Genomic DNA, 23012 nt, shown 5'->3' on the forward strand with positions numbered 1-23012 from the left:
CGTGACGGCATACAGATTTTTTGATTTCGACACACCAGCCGACATGTCGGATTTGTTTACACTTCCGCCGTACAGCGGACGGCGATGATCCGCCTGTTCAAGCATTATGTGCCCAACGCGGTGCTGCTGCTCGGCTTTCTCGACATCCTGCTGCTGGCAGTGTCGGGGGAGCTTGGCTGGACGCTGCGTGCGCATCAACTCGGCATGGGCCTGTCGCCGGTGCAGTCGCGCTGGCCGCAGCTCGTCAGCTATGCGCTGTTCCTCGAAGTCGCGATGGTGGCGGTCGGCGTCTACGGCGCCGATGCGCTGCAGTCGCTGCGCTATGCCACCGCCCGGCTGATCGTCGCCATCTCGCTCGGCGTGATCGGCTTGAGCGTACTCTATTTCCTGATCCCCGAGATCGGCTTCTGGCGCTCGAACCTGCTCTACGCGATGGGTTGTTCGATCCTGTCGCTGGTCGCGCTGCGCATCCTGCTCGGCAAGGCGCTGGGCCACCAGGCGTTCAAGCGCCGCATCGTCGTGCTTGGCGCAGGCGCGCGCGCCAAGCGGCTGAAGGACCTGTCCAAGACGCCGGGCGCCGGCTTCGTCGTCGTCGGCTATGTCGCGATGAGCGAAGCCAACCGCGTGATCCCGGAGGCGATCGCACGCGACGCGATCTACAATCTGGCCGACCATGTCGTGGTGCTCAACGCCAGCGAAGTGGTGCTTGCGCTCGAGGAGCGCCGCAACGCACTGCCGCTCAAGGACCTGCTGCGCATCAAGACCACCGGCGTGCACGTCAACGAGATCTCGACCTTCCTCGAACGCGAGACCGGCCGTGTCGACCTGGACAGCGTCAATCCGAGCTGGCTGATCTTCTCCGACGGCTTCTCTTCGGGCCGCATGTTCTCGAGCATGTTCAAGCGGCTGTTCGACATCTCGGCGAGCCTGCTCCTGCTCGCGCTGACGCTGCCGGTCATCCTGGTCCTCGCAATCGCCGTGAAGCTGGAGAGCAAAGGGCCCGCTTTCTATCGCCAGCGCCGCGTCGGCCTGTTCGGCATGGGCTTCGACGTGATCAAGCTGCGCTCGATGCGCCAGGACGCCGAGGTGAATGGCAAGGCCGTCTGGGCCGAGAAGGACGATCCGCGCATCACGCGGGTCGGCCGTTTCATCCGCAAGACCCGGATCGATGAACTCCCGCAATGCTGGAGCGTGCTGAAGGGCGAGATGAGCTTTGTCGGCCCGCGCCCCGAGCGACCCCAGTTCGTCGACGATCTCGAGACCAAGCTGCCTTATTATGCCGAGCGCCACATGGTGAAGCCGGGCATCACCGGCTGGGCGCAGATCAACTATCCTTATGGCGCCTCGATCGAGGATTCGCGCCAGAAGCTCGAATACGACCTCTATTACGCGAAGAATTATTCCCCCTTCCTCGACGTGCTGATCCTGCTCCAGACGATCCGCGTCGTGTTGTTCCCTGAAGGCGCGCGCTGATGGCGGCGCTGCTGCTCTGGTTGCACGCGCTCGCGGCGCTGCTGTTCGGCGCGCTCGCGCTCTGGGCGTGGCGGACGGGCGTGACCGGGTTGCCACGCCGCCCGCTCGCCTTTGCACTGGCAGCGACCGCGCTCTGGGCGCTCGCCATCGCCGGTATCGGATCGACCGACATCGCCACCTGGTTCGCCGAGAGCCTGCGTAATCTCGCCTGGCTCGGTTTCATGCTGATGCTCCACCGCCGCGACGCCCAGACCCGCCCGCCGATCGCGCTGGGTACGGTCTATGGTGTGGTGGTGCTGGTCCAGATCGCCGCGCTCGCCCTCACCCTGATTTCCTATACCAATCCGGCCGAGATCGCCGCGCAGATCGCCAACGCGGCAGTCCTGCTGCGCATGCTGGTGGCGGTTGCTGCCCTGGTGCTCGTCCAGGCGATGTGGTCGGCACTCAGCCCTGCCGCGGGCGGGCCGCTGCGCACCCTGATGATCGCGCTCGCCGGCATCTGGTGCGCCGAGTTCGCGCTCTACACCTTCGCCTATCTCGCCGCGCAGTGGCGAATCGAGCCGCTGGTGCTGCGCGGGCTCGCCTATGTCGCCGTCGCGCTGGCGATCGGCGCCGCGCTCCAGCGCAAGGGCGACTGGAAGATCGAGGTCTCGCGCGCGGTCACCTATCAGTCGCTTTCGCTCGTCGCGATCGGCGCTTATTTCGCACTGCTCGCACTCGCTACTTCCGCGATCGCCACCGTGGGTGGCGCCAATGCCCGTGTGCTGCAGACCGCCTTCGTGCTCGGCTCCACCGCCGCGATCCTCACTTTGGTGGCAAACAGCTGGCTGCGCGCCTGGCTCAAGGTGAAGCTGGCCAAGCATCTCTTTCGCCACCGCTATGATTATCGCACCGAATGGATGCGCTTCACCGAGACGCTCGGCACTCCCCAAGGCGGTGCCGGGCTCGACGAGCGTATCGTCAAGGCCGTCGCCGACCTGACCGAGAGTCCCGCAGGCGTGCTGCTCGTGCCCGATGCGAGTGGCCTGGGCGTCGGCGCGAGCTGGAACTGGGACCGCGCGACGCTGCCGCTCGCCAGTGACGAGGCGCTTGCCCATCACCTCCACGATACCGGCCGCATCGTGGAGCTCGACGCCGTGCGCCGCAACGACAACCATGTCGACGCGCCCGCCGTGCCGCAATGGATGCTCGACCTGCAGACCGCCTGGGTGCTCGTGCCGCTGCCGCATCATGCCGAGCTTGCCGGCGCGATCCTGCTCGCCCGCCCTGCGCTCGACCGCGCGCTCGACTGGGAGGATTTCGACCTGCTCAAGGTGGCCGGGCGCCAGGCCGCATCGTATCTCGCCGAAGCCCGCGCGCAGGATGCGCTGGCCGAAGCGCAGCGCTTCGACGAGTTCAACCGCCGCTTCGCCTTCATCCTCCACGACATCAAGAACCTTGTGAGCCAGCTGACCCTCACCGCCCGCAATGCCGAGCGCCATGCCGACAATCCCGAGTTCCGCGCCGACATGGTCGCGACGCTGCACAACAGCGCCGAGCGGATGAACGCGCTGCTCGCCCGTCTCTCGCAGAACCATCGCGGCCGTACCGAGGCGCCGCACGCGATCGAGATCGTCACGCTGGTCGAACGTGTCGCGGGGCAACGCAAGGCGCACCATCCGGTGCTGACCTCGGGCGTGCGCAGCGCCATCGCCCATGCCGATCCGGCCAGCCTGGAGCAGCTGCTCGGCCATCTCGTCCAGAACGCGATCGAGGCCAGCCCGGCGCACGAGCCCGTCACGCTGTCGGTCTCGGCGGATGGGGAGCGCGTGGCAGTGGACGTGATCGACCAGGGCACCGGCATGTCGCCCGCCTTCATCCGCGACAAATTGTTCAAGCCGTTCGTCTCCTCGAAGGACGGCGGCTTCGGCATCGGCGCATTCGAGGCGCGCCAGCTCGCGCATGCCATGGAAGGCCGCATCGAAGTCACTTCGCGCGAAGGCAAGGGCACGCGCTTCCGCGTGATCCTCAAGGCCGCGCATCCCGCCGATCTCGGCACCCGAAACGACAATTGGGGGAGGGCCGCATGAGCGCCGCCGCACCGCTTCCCAAGCTGCTGCCGAAACTCCTCATCGTCGAGGACGATGCCGGACTGCAACGGCAATTGCGCTGGGCCTATGACGGCTATGAGATCTTCACGGCGTCCACCCGCGAAGAAGCGATCACGATCCTGCGCGCCGAAGAGCCGCCGGTGGTCACGCTCGATCTCGGCCTGCCGCCGGACCCCGACGGCACCACCGAAGGCTTCGCGACGCTCGAGACGATCCTGTCGCTGCGCCCGGATACCAAGGTGATCGTCGCCTCGGGCCACGGCGCGCATGAATCGATGCTGCGCGCGATCGCGCTCGGTGCCTGGGACTTCTATCAGAAGCCGATCGACATCGACGCGCTCGGCCTGATCGTCGCCCGTGCCTTCCACGTCCACGCGCTGGAAGCGGAGAATCGCCGCCTGGCCGAGCGGGTCGAGGCCGGCGCGGTGCTGGGCGGCATGCTCACCGGCGCGCCCGAGATGCTCAAGGTCACCCGCACGATCGAGCGCGTCGCCAGCGCCGATGTCTCGGTGATGCTCTTGGGCGCGAGCGGTACCGGCAAGGAGCTGCTCGCCCGCGGCCTGCACGACAAGAGCGGGCGCAAGGGGCGGTTCGTCGCGATCAATTGCGCCGCGATCCCCGAGACGCTGCTCGAATCGGAACTCTTCGGCCATGAGAAGGGCGCCTTCACCGGTGCCGTGAAGACCACCGAGGGCAAGATCGAGCTCGCCCATGGCGGCACGCTCTTCCTCGACGAAATCGGCGACGTGCCCCTCCCCCTCCAGGTCAAGCTACTGCGCTTCCTGCAGGAGCGCGTGATCGAGCGCGTCGGCGGCCGACAGGCGATTCCCGTCGATACGCGCATTGTCTGCGCGACCCATCAGGACATCGACGCGATGGTCGCCGAGAGCCGCTTCCGCGAGGATCTCTATTACCGCCTGGCCGAGATCGTCGTGCGCATCCCGAGCCTGGCCGAGCGGCCGGGCGACGCCGGGCTGCTCGCCCGCCATTTCCTCCAGAAATACGCTGCGCAGATGAACACCGGCGCGCGCAGCTTCGCGCCCGATGCGCTCGCCGCGATCGACGCCTGGGGCTGGCCGGGCAATGTCCGCGAGCTCGAGAACCGCGTGAAGCGCGCGGCGATCATGGCGGATGGCAAGCACGTCAGCGCCGCCGACCTCGACCTCGAGACCCAGGCCGAGATCGAGCCGATCAACCTGAAGGCGGCGCGCGAGCTAGCCGATCGCAAGGCGATTCGCCACGCGCTCGCCCGCGCCGAAGGCAATATCTCGGGCACCGCCCGCCTGCTCGGCATCAGCCGCCCCACCCTCTATGACCTGATGAAGGCCTATGACCTCCAGCCGTAACCGCGCGCGCGCCAAATCCTCGGGCTTCGGCCTGCGCGGCTTGCTGGTGATCGGCGGCGCGCTCGCCGTGCTGTGCATCGTGCTGATCGGCTGGTTCACGATGGCGCCCGGCAAAATGAGCCAAGGCGACGCGGCGGAGGCCACTGCGCGCGCCGAGGAACTGCTCAAGGCCGACAACGCCACCGGTGCGCGCGACCTTGCCGCCGAAGCGGTACGCGGCGATCCCGACAATGAGGACGCCCATATCGTCCTCGCCCGCGCGCTGCTCGCGTTGCACGAGGGCGTCGCGGCCGAAGGCGAGATCCAGCGCGCGGTCGATGCCGGCTATGATCCCAAGGCAGTGCCGCAATGGCGCGCCGAGGCCTGGGTGCTCCAGGGCAAGACCGACAAGGCTCCCGCCGAAGCCGACAAGGCCCCGGCCAAGCAGCATGTCTATGGCCTGCGCATCCGCGCCCGCGCGCTCACCGCGCAGAGCGACTTCGCCGGCGCCCAGGCCGCGCTCGCCGAGGCTCTGCGCCTCGCCCCCAATGACGCGGGCGTGTGGACCGATATCGGCCGCTTCCGCTTCACCGCCGGCGACCTGCTCGGTGCCGCCGAAGCATCGGACCGCGCGGTCAAGCTCGCGCCCGGCAGTGTCGATGCACTGATCCTGCGCGGCGAGATCGTGCGCAGCCAATATGGCCTGGTCGCCGCCCTGCCCTGGTTCGAGCAGGCGCTGAAGCGTGACCCCGCCCGCCATGACGCGCTGATCGAATATGCCGCCACCCTCGGCGATGCCGGCCGCACCGTCGATGCGCTCGCCGCCACCCGCCGTGCGCAGGGTGCGCGCCCGGGCAGCCCGCAGGCACTTTATCTCCAGGCGGTGATCGCTGCGCGCGCCGGCAGTTTCGACCTCGCCCGCGCAATCCTCGACAAGACCGGCGGCGCGATCAACGACCTCCCCGGTATGATGTTGCTCGGCGGCACGCTCGACCTCGAAAAGGGCGATTACGAGCAGGCGATCGAGAAGCTGACCGACCTGGTCGGCATGCAGCCGATGAACATCACTGCGCGCAAGCTGCTCGCGGTGGCGCTGCTGCGTACCGATCGCGCCCGCAACGCCATCGACACGCTGCGCCCCGTCGTCGCCCGCGCCGATGCCGACAGCTATGCGCTCACCCTGGTCGCCCGCGGCTTCGAGCGGATCGGCGACCGCGCCTCGGCTTCCCGCTATCTCGACCGCGCCGCCTTCCCGGCGATCGGCGAGTCGACGGCGTTCAGCGCCGACGACAGCACCGCCACCCTCGCCGCCGACGCCGCCCTGAAGCCGGGGGACCCCGACGCGACCGTGCCGCTGATTCGCGCGCTGATCACCAGCGGTGACAAGGGCGCGGCGCTCGCCCGCGCGCAGGACATCGCCGCCAGGAACCCCGGCGCGCCAGGCGCGCAGCTCGTGCTCGGCGACCTGCTGATGCTGCTCAACCGTCCCGGCGACGCCGTCGCGCCGTACCAGAAAGCCGCCGACCTGCGCTTCGACGAGCCGGTGATGCTCCGCCTGGTCGAGGCACTGGACCGCGCCGGCCGTCGCGAGGATGCCGCCAACGCACTCGCGCTGTTCCTGTCGCAGAACCCGGCCGACATCGCCGCGTTGCGCCTCTCTGCGCACTGGCAGCTGGCGGCAGGCGATTACGACGCCGCGATCGATTCGCTCGAGGACATCCGCGCCCGCATCGGCGACGGCGATGCCGCGCTCAACGCCGAACTGGCCGCCGCCTACACGGGTGCGGGCGAGACCGGCACTGCGGTCGATTTCGGCGAGGCCGCCTATGGCCTTGCCCCCGCCAACCCGGCGGTGGCCGACGCCTATGGCTGGGCGCTGTTCAAGGGCGGCGACAAGGAAGGCGCGCTGGAGCTGCTCCAAAAGGCGGTGACCCTGGCGCCCAGGCACCCAGGGCTGCGCTGGCACCTGGCGCAGGTCTATGCCGCGCTCGGCCGCAAGGCGGAGGCGAAGCTCCAGGCCCAGGCCGCGCTCGCCGACCCGGGCTTCCCGAATCGGGCCGAGGCGCTGGCGCTGGCGAACGGCTGAGTCGGGCGGGGCGCGCCCGTGGAAGTTTACGAAGTTTACGCTACGGGGGCCCGGTTTCCTCTTCCCGTGCGCGCGCTCACAACGGATGCGATCGACAGCGGCAAGGAAGACGGCCTGCATCCACCAGTATGGAGCAGGCGAAATCCTACATTGCAATACGGGCGGTCAGCCAAGCCCGACACGCAGCGGCTGATAGCGAAGATGGGGTGAGCCAGAGCAAGGGCCACGCTATAGACCGCAATCCGCCCGCAACGAACCGCTCCTAGCGCGTCCGTAGTCCAGAGAGCCGAAGGGGAGCCATGCGCAGCCTGTTGATGCCACCACTTGCCGCGATTGCATGCATCGCGCTGGGCGCCGCCGCGCAGGCGCCGGTCGAGACCAGCTATCGCGGCCATGTGATCGACTGGCAGGGCGTCGCACCGAGCGCGGAGATCGCCAAGTCGATCGCGCAGCAGATCGACCTGGTCGAGGCAGTGAGGGTCTCACCCGAGGTGATGGCATTCTTCCGTGCCCAGCGCATCCTGATCAACGAGGATCCCGAGGATATCTCGCGCGCCGGCATGCGCACCTTCCTCGCCCGCCGCGTCCACCCCGCGGACAACCCGGTGCTGCTCCACGAGCTGATCCATCGCTGGATGTTCGATCGCATCGCCGGCCGCACGCAGAACCCCGAGCTGGCCCGCCTCTACGAAGCGGCCAAGGCAAGCGGCGACTTCCCCGCCACTGCCTATTTGTACAAGAACCCGTCGGAATTCCTGGCGATGACCGCGAGCGTCGTGATCCACGGCCGCGCCGCGCGCCCTCCCTTCACACGCGACACTGTCCGCAAGAAGCTGCCCGAGGTGTACGCCTATGTCGTCCGCGAGTTCGGCTTCCAGGAATGAACGACCAGCTCCTCGCCCGCATCGCCGATGCCCTCGACCGGCTCGCGCCGCCCCCGCCGCCGCCCGCCGATCTCGAGGCGCATCCCGCCTATGTCTGGCGCGGGCACGGCCTGGCACCGGCGCGCGCGTTCGATCCGCTGCCGCTCGAAATCCTGCGCGGCGTGGACAGCCAGCGCGAGGCGCTGGTTTCGAACCTCACGCGCTTCTCTGAAGGCCATGCCGCGCAGGACGTGCTGCTGTGGGGCGCGCGCGGTACCGGCAAGTCGGCCCTGGTGAAGAGCGCGGTCGCCGCGGTCCAGGCCCAGGGCGGGTGCCTCGCCCTGGTCGAGGCGGTCACCACCCAGCTCGACACGCTGCCCGAACTGTTCGGCCTGCTCGCCACCACCGACCGGCCTTTCGCGATCTTCCTCGACGATCTCGGCTTCGACGGCGTCGGCGACGCCCGGGCGCTGCGCTCGCTGCTCCAGGGCGGCGCGGAGGCGCGGCCCAGCAATGCCCGGTTGCTCGTCACTTCGAACCGCCGCCACCTCGTCACCCGCGACATCGCCGAGCAGGCGAGCGCGATCAATCCGCGCGATTCAGCCGATGACGGCCTGGCGCTGGCCGATCGCTTCGGGCTGAGTCTCGGCTTCCACGTCGTCGACCAGGACACTTATGTCGACATCGTCCGCGGCTATGCCGAGGCGCATGGGCTGAGCTTCGATCCGGTCGATGCGATCGGCTGGGCGACCCGGCGCGGCAGCCGTTCGGGGCGCGTCGCCTGGCAATATGTGGTTGATCTGGCGGGAAGATCGGGCCGAAACCTGTAAATGGCTTAAACCAGATCAAAAAGACCGATACGGATGCTTGACTCTCGACGAGCGCCATTGCCTGCTCCCTTCATGGGGCGAATAGGGGAAACCGATCTTGCCGATCGGCTGGCGCCAGGCGGGCGTGGCCAATGGATCGTGCAGCTGAGCTTCGGGCTGTTGGTGACCGGGCTCGGCATCGGCCTGCGCGCGGTGATCGACGGCATCTGGCCCGCCGCCGGCCCCTTCTCGCTCGGCTTTCCCGCCATCCTGATCGCGACGCTGTTCGGGCGTTGGCAGGCCGGGCTGCTCACCGGCGTGCTGACCCTGCTCTACAGCTGGTATTTCGTGCTGCCCGTCCAGCACAGTTTCCTGCTCAAATCCGATGACGATACCGCGCGGCTGGTGCTCGCCACCCTCAACTATGCCGCGGTGCTGGTCGTCGCCGAGCTGTTCCGCCGCGCCGCGCGCCGGGCGACGCAGGAGCGTGACCGCGAGATCGCCGAGCGCGACCTGTTCCTCGAGGAGTTCGACCACCGGGTGAAGAACAACTTCATGCTGGTCGCGGCGCTGCTCGACATGCAGCGCCGCCGGGCCAGGGACGCCGAGACCACCGAAGCCCTGTCCTCGGCGCTGGCACGGGTCGAGAGCATCGCCCGGGCGCACCGCCACCTCTATCGCGGCGCGGCTGCGTCGGCGGGCGAAGTCGATATGGCGCTCTATCTCGATGAGCTGTGCACGGCGCTGGCCGAGGCGCTGTTCCTGCGCGGTGCGATCACGCTCGATTGCGTGTGCGACCATGGCGCAATCCCGCGCGACCGCGCCGTCTCGATCGGCCTGATCGTCAATGAGCTTGTCACCAACGCCGCCAAGCACGCCTTTGCCGGCCGTGAGACCGGGCGGATCGAAGTGCGCTTCGAAGCGGCGACGCCGGGGTGGAAGCTGGTGGTGCGCGATGACGGCGTCGGCCTGCCCGAAACGCCCAAGGCGCGCGGCAAGGATGGCGGGCTCGGCCAGCGGCTGATCGAGGGATTCGTCCGTCAGGCGCGCGGCAAGGCGAGAACCGAGACCGGCTCCGACGGGACCCAGGTGACGGTGGTGCTAGAGGCTTAGCCCAGAGCCTCGACCATCTCCGCGAGCTCCAGCCAGCGCATTTCTGCCGCGTCCTTCTCGCCGCGCAGCTTTTCGACACCGTCGCTCAAGGCCGCGAACTTCTTCGGGTCCTTCACATACAGGTCCGGGTCGGCCAGCGCGGCCTCGTCCCTGGCGATCTGCGCCTCGATCTCCTCGATCCGCTTGGGCAGCAGGTCGTAGTCGCGCTGGTCCTTGTAGGTGAGCTTGGTGACCTTCCTGGGCGCCTCGACCACTGCGGCCGCCTTTGCCGCCACCTTCTTCGGCTCGACCCTGGGCCGGCGCTTGGCTTCCCAATCGGCATAGCCACCGACCACCACATCCACCATGCCCGAACCGTCGAGTCCCAAAGTCACCGTCACCGTGCGATCGAGGAAATCGCGGTCATGGCTGACGATCAGCACCGTGCCTTCATAATCGGCGATCACTTCCTGGAGCAGGTCGAGCGTCTCGAGGTCGAGATCGTTGGTCGGCTCGTCGAGCACCAGCAGGTTCGAATGCCGGGCGAACTCGCGCGCCAGCAGCAGTCGCGAGCGCTCGCCGCCCGAAAGCGTGCCGATCTTCGCTTCGGCGATGCTCGGATCGAACAGGAATTCCTTGAGATAGCCATGGACGTGCTTCTTCACGCCCAGCACCTCGATCCAGTCGCCGCCATCCGCCAGCACGTCGCGCACCGTCTTGGCGGGATCCATCAGGCTGCGCTGCTGGTCGATGATCACGCCATCCAGCGTCTTGGCGAGCCTGACGCTGCCCTCGTCGGGCTGGATCTCGCCGGTCAGCAGCTTCAGGAGCGTCGACTTGCCCGCCCCGTTCGCGCCGACGATGCCGATCCGGTCCCCGCGCGTCACCCGGAAGGTCAGGTCCTTGATGATCGTGCGGTCACCGAACTTCTTGGTGACGTGCTTGGCGTCGATCACGATCTTGGTGTTGCTGTTGTCGGCGGCGGTGACGAGGTTGGCCGCGCCCTGCGGCCCCATCATTGCCGCGCGGACGGCGCGCATCTCCTTGAGCTTCTCGAGCCGTCCCTGGTTGCGCCGGCGGCGCCCCGTAACGCCGCGCTGGAGCCAATGCTCCTCGAGCTTGAGCTTGGCATCGAGCCGCTGCGCGTTGCGCTCCTCCTCGGCATAGACCTGCTCGGTCCACGCCTCGAACCCGCCGAACCCAACTTCCGCCCGGCGGATCGCCCCGCGGTCGAGCCACAAGGTCTGCCGGGTCAGCCGCGTGAGGAAGGTGCGATCATGGCTGATCACGATGAACGCGCCGGTGAAGCGGCTCAGCCAGTCCTCCAGCCATTCGATCGCGGCGAGATCGAGATGGTTGGTCGGCTCGTCGAGCAGCAGCACGTCGGGGTTCTGCGCCAGCGCGCGGGCGATCGCGGCACGGCGGCGCTCGCCGCCGCTCGCGGTCTTCGCCTCTCGGCTCAAGTCGATGCCGAGCTGGTCGGCGATCGCCTCGGCCTCATGGGCGGCCGGCGCGTCGTCCCCGGAAAGGACATAGTCGAGCAGCGTATCGCAGCCGATCATCCGCGGCTCCTGCTCGAGCAGCACCACGCGCGTGCCCGGCACGATGATCCGGCGCCCCTCGTCGCTGTCGATCTGACCGGCGATCAGCCGGAGCAAAGTGGTCTTGCCCGCGCCGTTGCGCCCGATCAGCGCCAGGCGGTCGCGCTCGCCGATATACAGGTCGAGCCCGCGGAACAGCCAGCCATGGCCCTGGACGAGACCGAGATTTTCATATGCGAGAACGGGTGCAGCCATGCGCGCCACCTAGGGACCGATCCGGCGCCCGGCAAGTTACAGCCGGCTGAAGGCCCCGTTCAGGGGCTATTCAATGCGCGGACCCTATGCCAGATGCCATGAAGATGTTGGTGATGCCCATCCTATGCGCCTGTCTGGCGGCGTTCGCGCCTGCCGGCAGCGCGGCTGCACAGCCGGATCGGCATCAGGATTCGGACGCGCGCGCGCCTAAGCGCCAGGCCCCGCCGCCGCTCTCGGTGCGCGAGATCGAGCGCCGGGTCGTTCCCCGCGTGCCGGGGGCGCAATATCTTGGTTTCGACTATGATCCTGCGACGGAAGTTTACACGCTGAAGTTCCTGCGCAATGGATCGGTGATCTGGGTGGACGTCGATGGCCGTACCGGCGCGATCGTCCGCAAAACGGGCAGTTAGGGCCCGGCGAGGGGAAAGACATGCGACTTCTGATCGTCGAGGATGAGCCGAACCTGGGGCAGCAGCTCCGCAACGCGCTGGAAGGCGCGGGCTATGCCGTGGACCTCGCCACCGATGGCGAGGAGGGGCTCTATCTCGGCTCCAACGAGCAATATGACGCGATCATCCTCGACCTCGGCCTGCCCGAGATCGACGGGCTGACCGTGCTCGATCGCTGGCGCAAGGAAGGCAAGACCACGCCCGTCCTCGTGCTCACCGCGCGCGACAGCTGGTCGGACAAGGTGGCGGGCCTCGATGCCGGCGCCGACGACTATGTCGCCAAGCCGTTCCAGACCGAGGAGCTGATCGCCCGCCTGCGCGCGCTGATCCGCCGCGCCTCGGGCAATGCCTCGGCCGAGCTGATCGCGGGTGACATCCGCCTCGACACCCGCTCGGGCAAGGTCACCAAGGCCGGCGAGCCGGTGAAGCTGACCGCGCAGGAGTATAAGCTCCTGTCCTACCTGCTCCACCACAAGGGCAAGGTGGTCAGCCGCACCGAGCTGATCGAGCATATCTACGATCAGGATTTCGACCGCGATTCGAACACGATCGAAGTGTTCGTCACGCGCATCCGCAAGAAGCTGGGTCCGGACGTGATCACCACCATTCGGGGCCTGGGCTACAGCCTCGAGGAACCGGCCGACGCCTGATTCGATGGCAACGCTCGCCCAGACCTTAGGCGGGCTGCGCCAGCGCCTGTTCGGCGGCAAGCCGCAAGCGGTCGAGCTGCCAGCCACCGATGAAGGCGCACCCGGCGAGCCGCAGCCGCGCCACTATACCCGCTCCACCGGATCGGTCAGCCGGCGCATGCTGCTGGTCGCCACCGCCTGGATCATGCTGCTGCTCGTCGGCGGAGGCGTCGCGCTCGACCGCGTGCTCGTCTCCACCGTCACCAAGAATTTCGACGAGCAGCTCGATTACCTGATCAAGGCGATGATCTTCTCGGCCGAGCTCGGCCCCACCGGCGAGGTCATCCTCAACCGCGAACTCGCCGACCAGCGCTTCCTCGAATATAATTCGGGTGCCTATTGGCAGATCAGCGGCAAGGGCTTCGAGCCCTTCCCCTCGCGCTCGCTCTGGGACCAGCGGCTCAAGGTCGATCAGCAGCACAACGATACCAATGTCCATGTCTATGACAGCCGCCAGATCCCCGGCCAGCTGCTCCGCATCGCCGAGCGCGATGCGACGCTGCCAGGCTCGGCGGTGCGCTGGCGCTTCCAGGTAGCGCAGAGCCGCGAGACGCTGGACGGGCAGATCGCGACGCTGCGGCGGACCCTGGTGCGCAGCTTCGTGCTGCTCGGCCTCGGGCTGATCATCATGGTGGCGCTGCAGACCTGGTACGGGCTGTTGCCGCTCCGCAAGGTCCGCTCCGAGATCGCGCGCCTTCGTGCCGGCGAATCGACCCGCGTCGAAGGCAAGATGCCCGCAGAAGTCGCCCCGCTGGTCGAGGAGCTGAACGCGCTGGTCGAGCATAACGACCGCCAGGCCGAGGAAGCGCGCCGCCACGCCGGCAATCTGGCGCATGCGCTCAAGACCCCCTTGAGCGTGATCATGAACGCCGCCGCCGCCGGCCAGGACGACCTCGCCTCGGCCGTGATCCGCGAGGCGCGCACGATGCGCCGCCAGATCGATCACCACCTCGCCCGGGCCCGCGCCGTCGGCCGCCGTGGTTCGGCGCACAGCCGCGCGGCGGTATGGCCCTCGATCGAAGCGGTCGAGCGCGCCGTCGCCCGGCTCTATCCCAATGTCCGCATCGACATCGACGGCCAGAAGGACCTGGTCGCGCATATCGAGCGGCAGGACCTGGACGATTTGCTCGGCAACCTGGTCGAGAATGCCGCAAAATATGGCGGCGGCAGCGTGTTCATTACTGCCGGCGTCCAGGCAGGGTTCGTCGAGATCCTGGTCGAGGACGATGGCCGCGGCATCCCCGAGGCCGACCGCATCCGCATCTTCGATCGCGGCGTGCGGTTGGACAGCGGCAAGCCCGGCACCGGCCTCGGCCTCGCCATCGTGCGCGACGTCGCCGAGATCTATGACGGCACCGTCAGCCTGGAAGAGAGCGAGGACCTTGGCGGCCTGCTCGTCCGCCTCCGCTTGCCCGCGGCGAACTGATTAGACCTGCAACAAATTGAAATTCTGAGGCGATGAACCGGACGCAAAACGTTCGGAAGCTCGCGGATTGCCCTCTTTTATCCGTCGGGTCGCGTGGCGGCGCTGGTTCTGGGGCCAGCGCCGCCCAAATACCGGAAACAAGGTTATTATCCTTCGTTTACAATATGTTAGCTAATTCATGCTAAACTCCTGCTGGGGATTGTAGACGCAAAGGGAACCGACATGACTTCCATTTCCTCCAATGTGCCGCGGTTCGATCCGCGCGCGCAGATGGATGCCCGGATATCGGCAGCCGCTTCGACGGGCGCGATCAGCAGCGACGACCAGGACGCACTGAGCAGCGCGCTCGATTCGATCGACTCAAGCCTGTCCTCGGGCGGCACCAGCGGCGGCAAGCCGGGCGACATGAAGGGCAAGATCGACGGGCTGATCGACAAGCAGGTCGAGAGCGGCGCGCTCACCGACGATCAGGCGACCGAGCTCAAGAGCTTCTTCGCCCAAGGTCCGGACGGCGACAAGCAGGGCGGCCCCCAGGGCATGGGTGGCCCACAGGGCGCCGGCGGCCCGCCCCCGGGTCCGCCGCCGTCGAGCGACGAGGATGATTCGGACGACGATTCGACCACAAGCACCGACAGCGCCACGCAGATCAGCGACGCCGCCGCGCGCCAGCTCGAGGCGATGACGGCGTTCCTCGAGAAGCTGCGCAGCGCCGCGGCTTCGAACAGCAGCACCTATGGCAGCAATGCCGGCACGACCAGCAATGGCAGCTCGGCGACGGGCCTGGTGATCAACACCAACGCGTGATCCCGACCTGATGCCGCGCGGCGCCGTTCCGGGGGGACCGGCGCCGCGATACCTTACAGGGAGCGCATCGCCTCCGCCGCGATGGTCAGGCTCTTCTTCCGTGCTTCCGGATCGAACATCGCGCTGGTGAGCATCAGCTCGTCGGCACCGGTGCGCGCGATGAAGGCGGCGAGCTGCTCGCGGATCCTGTCCGGCCCGCCGATCGCGCTGGCCGAGAGCACCTGGTCGAGCATGGCATTGCCGTGCCCGCCGAGACTCTCGCGATAGCCGCGCACCGGCGGCGGCAGCTGGATGCCCCGGCCGGTGGTGCGGATCGCGACGAAGGCCTGTTGCTGCGAGCTGGCGAGATATTCCGCTTCCTCGTCGGTATCGGCGCCGAACACGTTGAAGCCGAGCATCAGATGCGGCTTCTGCAGAACGTCGGACGGCCGGAAGTTGCGCCGATACATGTCGATCGCCTCGTCGAGCAGCCCCGGCGCGAAGTGCGAAGCAAAGGCATAGGGCAGCCCGAGCATCGCCGCGAGCTGCGCGCCGAACAGGCTCGATCCGAGGATCCAGATGTCCACATTCGCGCCGGCGCCGGGCGTCGCGCGGATGCCGGTGCGCCCGTCATCGGCGAAATAGCTCTGCAGCTCCTGCACGTCGCGCGGGAATTCGTTGCCGTCGCTGTCGAGGCCCCGACGGATCGCGACCGAGACGCGCTGGTCCGATCCCGGCGCGCGGCCCAGGCCGAGGTCGACGCGGCCGGGGAACAGTGCATCGAGCGTGCCGAACTGCTCGGCCACCTGCAGCGGCGAATGATTGGGCAGCATGATCCCGCCCGCACCGACGCGGATCGTCGAGGTCGCCGCGCCGACATGCGCGATCACCACCGCGGTGGCGGCGCTGGCGATGCCCTCCATGCCGTGATGCTCGGCCACCCAATAGCGAGTGAAGCCGAGCTGCTCGGCATGGGCAGCAAGATCGGCGGCGTTGGCGAGGGCCTGGGAGACATTTCCACCCTGGATGACGGGCACGAGGTCGAGCAGCGAGTAAGCGGTCATGCAGAGCAGATGGGGAGCCGTTCGCCGCTGTGCCATAAAGTTTTGGTCGTGCGCGCCGAAGCAATCATCCGTCGCCCAGCGCATATCCGTCACCGCGGCGAAAGCCGGGGCCAAGGGTTACTCTGCCCAGTCGGTCCTGCCTGGCCCTGGGTCCCGGCTTTCGCCGGGATGACGAGAAGGACAAGAAACAGTTGCTTGATAGCCCCTGCGCCACTGCCTAGACGCCCGCTCATGAACCCCGCCCTGTCGCACATCCGCAACTGGATCTTCGATCTGGACAACACGCTCTACCCGGTGAGCGCGAACCTGTTCGCGATGATCGATGCGCGGATCGGCCAATATGTCCAGAAGCTGCTGAACCTCAGCCCCGAGGACGCGCACCGCGTTCAGAAGGGCTATTTCCACGCACACGGCACGACCCTCTCGGGCCTGATGGCCGAGCATGGCACCGACCCGCATCATTATCTGGCCGATGTACATGACGTCGACATGAACGTGCTCGAAGTGAACGAAGCTTTGGTCCAGGCGCTCGCACTGCTGCCCGGCCGCAAGCTGGTCTTCACCAATGGCGATGCGCCCTATGCGTCGAAGGTGCTCGACAAGCTTGGACTGGGCGAGACCTTCGAAGCGATCCACGACGTCCACGCCACGCAGTATCGCCCCAAGCCCGATCCGCTCGCCTATCAGGGCCTGTGCGATGCGTACGGCCTCGATCCCCGGGAAAGCCTGTTCGTCGAGGACATGGCGCGTAACCTCGCGCCGGCCAAGGCGATCGGCATGACCACGGTGTGGATCGACAATGGCTCCGAACAGGGGCCCGGCGAAGACCGCAGCTATATCGACTATACCGTCACCGACCTCGGAGCCTGGCTCCACGAAATCCTGGAGACTTCCGCATGACCGACCTGCAGACGACCATCGACGCCGCCTGGGAAGACCGCGCGAACCTGGGCTTCGGCACCGAAGGCGCGGTGCGCGAGGCAGTGGCCGAGGCGCTCGACCTGCTCGATCGCGGCGAAGCCCGGGTTGCCGAACCCATCGAGGGCGGCTGGCAGATCAACCAGTGGCTGAAGAAGGCAGTGCTGCTCTCCTTCCGCCTCAACGACAATGTCGTGATCCAAGGCCCGGGCGGCGCCAACTGGTTCGACAAGGTGCCCTCGAAGTTCGCCAATTGGGGGGAGGACGCGTTCCGCCAGGCCGGCTTCCGCGCCGTGCCCGGCAGCATCGTCCGCCACGGCGCGCACATTGCCAAGGGCGCGGTGCTGATGCCGAGCTTCGTCAATATCGGCGCCTATGTCGGGGAAGGCACGATGGTCGATGGCTGGGCCACCGTCGGCAGCTGCGCCCAGATCGGCAAGAACGTCCACCTCTCTGGCGGCGTCGGCATCGGCGGCGTGCTCGAGCCGCTCCAGGCCGATCCCGTGATCATCGGGGACGGCGCGTTCATCGGTGCACGCGCCGAGGTGGCAGAGGGCGTGCGCGTCGGCGAAGGCGCGGTGCTGTCGATGGGCGTCTATCTCGGCGCATCGACCAAGATCATCGACCGCGCCACCGGCGAAGTGCACCGCGGACATGTCCCGCCCTATTCGGTGGTCGTGCCCGGCACGGTGCCGGGCGAAGCGGGCAAGCCCGGGCTCTATTGCGCGGTGATCGTCAAGACGGTGGACGCGCAGACCCGGAGCAAGACCGGGATCAACGAACTGCTGCGCGACTGAACCGCGCAGATAGTCTCAGCCGTTACGGCTTTCATCCGGGCGACGAGATGGCGTAGGGACGGGGTCATGACCGAAAGCATGACCTATGGCCGCTATCTCGCGCTCGACCAGCTGCTCGCTGCCCAGCACCCGCTGTCGGACCGGGATGACGAGCTGCTGTTCATCATCATCCACCAGACCAAGGAGCTCTGGCTCAAGCAGATGGTCGCCGAGCTGCGGGCGGCGCTCGATCTGGTCCGCGACGACAAGCCGGTGGAGGCGTACAAGTCGCTCGCCCGGGTGAGCCGCATCCAGGCGGTGATGACCCTGAGCTGGGACGTGCTCGCGACGATGACGCCGAGCGACTACACGCGCTTCCGCGAAGTGCTCGGCACCAGCTCGGGCTTCCAGTCGGACCAGTTCCGCGCGGTCGAGACGATGCTGGGCCTTCGCGGCGGCGGGGTGCCCGGGCCGCTGACCACCGAAGTCGCCGCGCTGCCGAGCCTGTGGGACGAAGCCAATGCCGCGCTCGCTCGCGCCGGCTTCGCGGTGCCGGCCGAGGCGCTCGAGCGTGACTGGTCCCAGCCCTATGTGCCCAGCAAGGCCGTCGAGGATGCCTGGGCCGAAGTCTATCGCGACCCGACCCGCTGGTGGGAGCTCTACCAGCTTGCCGAGAAGCTGGTCGATATCGACGATGCGCTCGCCACCTGGCGGCACAAGCACGTCATCACCGTCAGCCGCGTGATCGGGATGAAGCCCGGCACCGGCGGCACCCCCGGGGTGTCCTATCTCGAATCGACGCTCGCGAAGCGCGCCTTCCCCGAGCTGTGGACGCTCAGGACGCAGCTGTGACCAGCTACAAGCACCTATTCCAGCGCGCGCTGGCCGCGGCGCCCGAGCGGCTGCACTTCGCGGCGCACTCGCACCATCTCTGGCCGGATGCCTCGTATCTCGGCCAGCTCGCCGCCTGGCAGGACGGGGTGCGGCTCGCCGACCGCAAATGGGAGCGGGTGATGGGCGAGATCTGGCCGGCCGCACAGGCGCAGGTCGCGCACGAGCTGAAGCTCCCCGATCCCGACACGATCGTCTTCGCCCCCAACACGCACGCGCTGCTGCTCCGCATCGCCTCGGGGCTGCCCAGGCCGCTGCGCATCCTGGCGAGCACCGGCGAGTTCCACAGCTTCCGCCGCCAGTCGATGCGCTGGGAGGAAGCGGGCAGCGCCACGGTCGAGCGCGTGCCGCTCGAACTGGTCGTCGAGCGGGCCAGGTCCGGCGAACATGATCTGATCTTCGTCAGCCAGGTCCAGTTCGGCACCGGTCATGTCTTTGACGGGATCGCCGAGCTCGCCGCGCTCGCAAAGCCTGAAGGTCCTTGGGTGGTGGTCGACGGCTATCACGGCTTCATGGCGATGGAGACCGACCTGTCGGCGGTGGCGGACAAGGTCTTCTACCTCGCCGGCGGCTATAAATATGCGATGGCCGGCGAAGGCTGCGCCTTCCTCCACGCGCCGCCGGGCTTCGGGCCGCGCCCGGAGATCACCGGCTGGTACGCCGAGTTCGAGGACCTCGCGCTGCCGCCGGGCCAGATCGGCTATGCCCCCGACGCGCGCCGCTTCCTGGGGGCGACCTTCGATCCATCGGGCATCTACCGCTTCGTCGCGGTCCGCGACATGCTGCGCCAGGAGGGCCTGGCCACCGCGGACATCGCCGCGCACGCCGCGGCGCTGAAGGCGCATGTCCTCGCCGAGCTGCCGATCGCGGCCGAACTGCTCAATCCGGGCAGCCCCGCACGCTTCCTCGCACTGCGCAGCCCAAGCGCGCAAGTCTGGAAGGCCGAGCTCGAGGCGGAGGACGTGATCGTCGACGTCCGCGGCGATGTGCTGCGGATCGGCTTCGGGCTCTACCAGGACATGCGCGACGTGGCGCAGCTGCTCGAGGCGCTCAGGCGACTTTAGCCAGGCCCAGCCGGGGGATCTCGATCGCCGGGCAGCGGTCCATCACCACCTCGAGCCCCGCCGCCTCGGCCCGGGCGGCGGCTTCCTCGTTGATCACGCCCAATTGCAGCCACACTGCCTTGGCGCCCGCCGCGATGGCTTCGTCCACTGCCTCGCCCGCGGCCATCGGGCGGCGGAATATGTCGACCAGGTCGATCGGCTCGCCGATCTGGCTGAGCTCGCGGAACACGAACTCGCCGTGGACATGCTCGCCGGTGATCTGCGGGTTGACCGGGATCACGCGGTATCCATGCCGCTGGAGGAACGCCATCACCCCGTAGCTCGGCCGGTCGGGCCGGTCCGATGCGCCGACCAAGGCGATGGTGCGCACGCTTTCCAGCAGCGCCTTGATGTCCTCGTCGCGGGTCAGCGGCATCGCATCCTCCTACTTCGCCTGTTTGAGCCAGTCGTCGACTTGCCTGGCCAAGCCAGCAAACAGCTCAGCCGCGAGCCCGTTCCCGGCCGCAGGCGGCTCGCCCGCATCGGACGCCACGCGAATCGCCATTTCCAGCGGCACGCGGCCAAGGAAGGAGATGCCCAGCTTTGCCGCCGCTGCCTCGGCGCCGCCGCTGCCGAAGGGATCGGAGATCTCGCCGCAATGCGGGCAGGCATAGCCCGACATGTTCTCGATCAGGCCGATCACCGGAATGCCGGCCTTGTTGAACAAGTCGATCGCGCGGGTCGCGTCGATCAGTGCCAGGTCCTGCGGGGTCGAAACGATCACCGCGCCGGCCGGCTTGTGCTTCTGGATCATGGTCAGCTGCACATCGCCCGTACCCGGCGGCAGGTCGAGCACCAGAAGTTCCGCCTCGCCCCAATCGGCATCGACCAGCTGACCGAGCGCGCCGCCCGCCATCGGCCCGCGCCAGGCGATCGCCTGCCCCTCGGCGACCAGCCCGCCCATCGAGAGCATCGGCACGCCGAACTTCGTGCGCACCGGCAGCAGCGTCTTTTCGCGTGCCTGGGGCCGAAGGCCTTCCACGCCCAGCAGCCGCGGCTGCGAAGGGCCATAGATATCGGCGTCGACCAGTCCGACCTTGCGCCCGGCCTTGTGCAGCGCGATCGCCAGGTTCGCCGCTATGGTGGACTTGCCCACCCCGCCCTTGCCGCTCGCCACGGCGATCAGCCGGCGGGTGCGCCGCTCGCTGGTCATCAGCACACGTACTTCCTCGACGCCCGGCAAGCCACCGGCGGTAGCGCGGATATCGGCTTCCAGCTCCTCGCGGGCGCCCTCGGAAAGGCCGGTCACGTCGAGGACGATACTGGCGCGCGCGCCTTCGATACGGGCAGTGGCACGGCCAGCGGCAATCGGGGCCAGCGCGGCGCTCAGGGCTTCACTATCGGTCATCGCGTGCCAGATAAGCGCACAATCGCCGCGCGCCACTGTAAATCCGCGTAGGTCTCCTTATAAAGGCTGGATGGCAAACCTGATGAGCTGGCTGAGCAAGGCCGGTAACTGGCATAATGAGGCTCCGAAGAGCCCCTGGGGCTCTGGCAGCGGTAGCGGCGGCGGTGACAACGGCGGCGGCTCCGGCGATGGCAAGGGCGGCGACGGCAAGGGCAGCGGCCCGCGCAATCCCTGGTCCTTCCCGCCCGAGGGACGGCGCCCCCGCTCCGGCGGTGGCGGCGGTCCGTTCGAGGACCTGTTCCGCCGCATGGGCGGCGGTGGCCTGCCGATTCCGCCGGGGGGCACGCGGCTCTGGTCGCTCGTGGTCGTCGGCCTGCTGCTCGTCTGGGTGGTCTTCACCAGCTTCCACACGATCGGCGCGCGCGAACGCGGCGTGGTCACCACGCTCGGCCGCTACACGGGCACGCTCGGCACCGGCGTGCAGTTCACCCTGCCGGCGCCCTTCCAGCTCGTCGAAGTCGTCGATGTCGGCTCGGTGCACACTGAGAAATTCCCCGAGAACGGCCCGAACCTGATGCTCACCGGCGATCAGAACATCGTCGATCTCGCCTATTCGGTGAACTGGTACATCGTCGATGCGGCGGACTATTCCTTCCAGATCAAGGATCCCCAGGCGACGGTGAAGGACACCGCCGAGAGCGCGATGCGCGCAGTGATCGCGACGACCACGCTCAACGAAGCGATCGGCGAGGGCCAGGGCCGCATCTCGGCCGATGTGCAGGCCGCGATGCAGAAGATCCTCGACGAATATCATTCGGGCATCCGCGTCCAGAGCGTCGCGCTGACCAAGGCCGCCGCACCCGAACAGGTGGACGACGCCTTCAAGGCGGTCCAGGCGGCGCAGCAGGGCGCCCAGGGCGCGCGCAACAACGCCAATGGCTATGCCCAGCAGGTGATCGCCTCGGCGCAGGGCGAGGCCGCCGAGTTCGACAAGATCTACGAACAGTACAAGACCGCACCCGTGGTCACCCGCCGCCGCCTCTATTACGAGACGATGGAGCAGGTGCTCGCACGCACCAACAAGACCATTGTCGAGGCGCCCGGCGTCACCCCCTATCTGCCGCTGCCCGGGCTCCGCCCCGATGCCGGCAAGGCCCAGCAGGGAGACCAGAAATGACCTGGCTGCGCAGCCCGATCGGCATCGCCGTTGCCGTGATCGTCCTGCTCATCGTGATGATGAGCACCGTCGCCATCGTGCCCGAGACCAAGCAGGCAGTGATCCTGCGGCTCGAGCAGCCCAAGCGGGTGGTCAATGCCTGGCGCTCCGGCGAGGCGTTCGGCCGTACCCAGGCGGGCCCGATCTTCCGCCTGCCGTTCTTCGACCGGATCGTCTGGGTCGACAAGCGCGTGCTGTCGGTCGATCTGCCCAACGAGCCGGTGCTCTCGACCGACCAGCTCCGCCTGCAGATCGACGCCTATGCGCGCTTCCGCATCACCGATCCTCTCAAGATGGTCGTCACCATCGGCACCGAGGAGCGGGTGCGCGAGCAGCTCCAGCCGCTGTTCCGCTCGGCGCTGCGCGACGAGCTCGGCAAGCGCCCCTCGGCGATCCTGCTCAGCCCCGAGCGGGCGGAGGTGATGGACAACATCCAGGGCTCGCTCCAGACGCTCGCCGCGCAATATGGCGTCTCCATCGTCGACGTACGGATCAAGCAGACCGAGCTGCCCAGCGGCTCGCCGCTCGACAGCGCGTTCGAGCGGATGAAGACCGCGCGCTTCCAGGAAGCCAAGACGATCGAGGCCCAGGGCATGAAGGACGCGCAGATCATCCGCGCCAACGCCGATGCCCAGGCGGCGCAGATCTATGCCCAGGCGTTCAACAAGGACGCCGACTTCTACGATTTCTGGCGGGCGATGCGTTCGTACCGGACGACCTTCACCAACACGTCGCCGGACAAGGGCGAGACGTCGATCATCCTCTCCCCGCAGAATAGCTACCTGAAGGAATTCATGGGGCAACGATGAGCCTTT

General features: G+C 67.8%; 21 protein-coding genes. 17 read left to right on the plus strand and 4 right to left on the minus strand.

The genetic code is table 11. From position 1 onward, the window contains the following. Positions 1-84 precede the first annotated feature (84 nt). The 7 genes from AC1RPL_RS14200 (at position 85) to AC1RPL_RS14230 (ending at position 9759) form a co-directional block, all read left to right on the plus strand. Complete coding sequence (locus AC1RPL_RS14200) at positions 85-1473, plus strand: TIGR03013 family XrtA/PEP-CTERM system glycosyltransferase (protein ID WP_493069963.1); 1389 nt, start codon at positions 85-87, stop codon at positions 1471-1473. Beyond that, entirely contained in the window at positions 1473-3542 is a 2070-nt protein-coding gene (gene prsK / locus AC1RPL_RS14205; protein ID WP_493069964.1) for an XrtA/PEP-CTERM system histidine kinase PrsK, read from the plus strand. Before AC1RPL_RS14200 ends, prsK begins: the two co-directional genes overlap by 1 nt. Then, the gene (gene prsR, locus AC1RPL_RS14210; RefSeq protein WP_493069965.1) at positions 3539-4909 is read left to right on the plus strand and encodes a PEP-CTERM-box response regulator transcription factor; all 1371 of its coding nucleotides are present in this window, start codon (positions 3539-3541) and stop codon (positions 4907-4909) included. Before prsK ends, prsR begins: the two co-directional genes overlap by 4 nt. Further along, positions 4893-6974, plus strand: a complete 2082-nt coding sequence (locus tag AC1RPL_RS14215) for a tetratricopeptide repeat protein (protein WP_493069966.1) — start codon at positions 4893-4895, stop codon at positions 6972-6974. Before prsR ends, AC1RPL_RS14215 begins: the two co-directional genes overlap by 17 nt. A gap of 299 nt (positions 6975-7273) precedes the next feature. Further along, the gene (locus tag AC1RPL_RS14220) at positions 7274-7858 is read left to right on the plus strand and encodes a hypothetical protein (RefSeq protein ID WP_493069967.1); all 585 of its coding nucleotides are present in this window, start codon (positions 7274-7276) and stop codon (positions 7856-7858) included. After that, positions 7855-8667 carry an ATP-binding protein gene (locus AC1RPL_RS14225; protein ID WP_493069968.1) on the plus strand — a complete coding sequence of 271 codons (813 nt, stop codon included), beginning with the start codon at positions 7855-7857 and terminating at the stop codon, positions 8665-8667. Before AC1RPL_RS14220 ends, AC1RPL_RS14225 begins: the two co-directional genes overlap by 4 nt. A gap of 72 nt (positions 8668-8739) precedes the next feature. Continuing rightward, positions 8740-9759: a sensor histidine kinase gene (locus AC1RPL_RS14230; RefSeq protein ID WP_493069969.1), complete on the plus strand. Its 1020-nt coding sequence runs from the start codon at positions 8740-8742 to the stop codon at positions 9757-9759. On the opposite strand, the gene AC1RPL_RS14235 is transcribed toward AC1RPL_RS14230, so the two are convergent. Beyond that, on the minus strand, positions 9756-11534 hold the full coding sequence (locus tag AC1RPL_RS14235) for an ABC-F family ATP-binding cassette domain-containing protein (RefSeq protein WP_493069970.1): 1779 nt from the start codon (positions 11532-11534) through the stop codon (positions 9756-9758). The genes AC1RPL_RS14230 and AC1RPL_RS14235 overlap by 4 nt on opposite strands. Positions 11535-11647: 113 nt before the next feature. Here AC1RPL_RS14235 and AC1RPL_RS14240 point away from each other — a divergent pair, with 113 nt between their 5' ends. The 4 genes from AC1RPL_RS14240 to AC1RPL_RS14255 all read left to right on the plus strand — a co-directional run bounded on the left by AC1RPL_RS14240 (position 11648) and on the right by AC1RPL_RS14255 (position 14902). Continuing rightward, complete coding sequence (locus AC1RPL_RS14240; RefSeq protein ID WP_493069971.1) at positions 11648-11944, plus strand: hypothetical protein; 297 nt, start codon at positions 11648-11650, stop codon at positions 11942-11944. 20 nt (positions 11945-11964) lie between these two features. After that, the gene (locus AC1RPL_RS14245) at positions 11965-12633 is read left to right on the plus strand and encodes a response regulator transcription factor (RefSeq protein ID WP_116839133.1); all 669 of its coding nucleotides are present in this window, start codon (positions 11965-11967) and stop codon (positions 12631-12633) included. Between the two features lie 157 nt (positions 12634-12790). After that, entirely contained in the window at positions 12791-14098 is a 1308-nt protein-coding gene (locus AC1RPL_RS14250; RefSeq protein WP_493070932.1) for a sensor histidine kinase, read from the plus strand. 222 nt (positions 14099-14320) lie between these two features. After that, on the plus strand, positions 14321-14902 hold the full coding sequence (locus AC1RPL_RS14255; RefSeq protein ID WP_493069972.1) for a hypothetical protein: 582 nt from the start codon (positions 14321-14323) through the stop codon (positions 14900-14902). A 53-nt stretch (positions 14903-14955) separates the two neighbouring features. On the opposite strand, the gene AC1RPL_RS14260 is transcribed toward AC1RPL_RS14255, so the two are convergent. Further along, on the minus strand, positions 14956-15945 hold the full coding sequence (locus AC1RPL_RS14260) for an LLM class flavin-dependent oxidoreductase (protein WP_493069974.1): 990 nt from the start codon (positions 15943-15945) through the stop codon (positions 14956-14958). Between the two features lie 231 nt (positions 15946-16176). Here AC1RPL_RS14260 and AC1RPL_RS14265 point away from each other — a divergent pair, with 231 nt between their 5' ends. From AC1RPL_RS14265 to AC1RPL_RS14280, 4 genes are all read left to right on the plus strand, one after another. Further along, positions 16177-16845 carry a pyrimidine 5'-nucleotidase gene (locus tag AC1RPL_RS14265; RefSeq protein ID WP_493069976.1) on the plus strand — a complete coding sequence of 223 codons (669 nt, stop codon included), beginning with the start codon at positions 16177-16179 and terminating at the stop codon, positions 16843-16845. Next, positions 16842-17660, plus strand: a complete 819-nt coding sequence (gene dapD, locus AC1RPL_RS14270) for a 2,3,4,5-tetrahydropyridine-2,6-dicarboxylate N-succinyltransferase (RefSeq protein ID WP_493069978.1) — start codon at positions 16842-16844, stop codon at positions 17658-17660. The genes AC1RPL_RS14265 and dapD overlap by 4 nt, the downstream gene beginning before the upstream one ends. Positions 17661-17726: 66 nt before the next feature. Further along, complete coding sequence (locus AC1RPL_RS14275; protein WP_493069980.1) at positions 17727-18491, plus strand: tryptophan 2,3-dioxygenase; 765 nt, start codon at positions 17727-17729, stop codon at positions 18489-18491. After that, a complete protein-coding gene (locus AC1RPL_RS14280) occupies positions 18488-19594 on the plus strand; it encodes an aminotransferase class V-fold PLP-dependent enzyme (RefSeq protein WP_493069982.1) in 1107 nt (368 codons plus the stop codon). The genes AC1RPL_RS14275 and AC1RPL_RS14280 overlap by 4 nt, the downstream gene beginning before the upstream one ends. Here AC1RPL_RS14280 and AC1RPL_RS14285 read toward each other — a convergent pair. Both AC1RPL_RS14285 and AC1RPL_RS14290 read right to left on the minus strand, forming a co-directional pair. Beyond that, positions 19581-20009 carry a CoA-binding protein gene (locus AC1RPL_RS14285; RefSeq protein ID WP_493069983.1) on the minus strand — a complete coding sequence of 143 codons (429 nt, stop codon included), beginning with the start codon at positions 20007-20009 and terminating at the stop codon, positions 19581-19583. The genes AC1RPL_RS14280 and AC1RPL_RS14285 overlap by 14 nt on opposite strands. Positions 20010-20018: 9 nt before the next feature. After that, on the minus strand, positions 20019-20981 hold the full coding sequence (locus AC1RPL_RS14290) for an Mrp/NBP35 family ATP-binding protein (RefSeq protein WP_493069985.1): 963 nt from the start codon (positions 20979-20981) through the stop codon (positions 20019-20021). Between the two features lie 82 nt (positions 20982-21063). Between AC1RPL_RS14290 and hflK the strand changes: the two genes are divergently transcribed. Next, positions 21064-22158, plus strand: a complete 1095-nt coding sequence (gene hflK, locus AC1RPL_RS14295; protein WP_493069987.1) for a protease modulator HflK — start codon at positions 21064-21066, stop codon at positions 22156-22158. Continuing rightward, positions 22155-23006, plus strand: coding sequence for a protease modulator HflC (hflC, locus tag AC1RPL_RS14300; RefSeq protein ID WP_493069989.1), 852 nt, complete (start codon positions 22155-22157; stop codon positions 23004-23006). The genes hflK and hflC overlap by 4 nt, the downstream gene beginning before the upstream one ends. Positions 23007-23012 lie beyond the last annotated feature (6 nt).

This window comes from Sphingomonas sp. GW821-FHT12D09 (genome assembly GCF_058807215.1).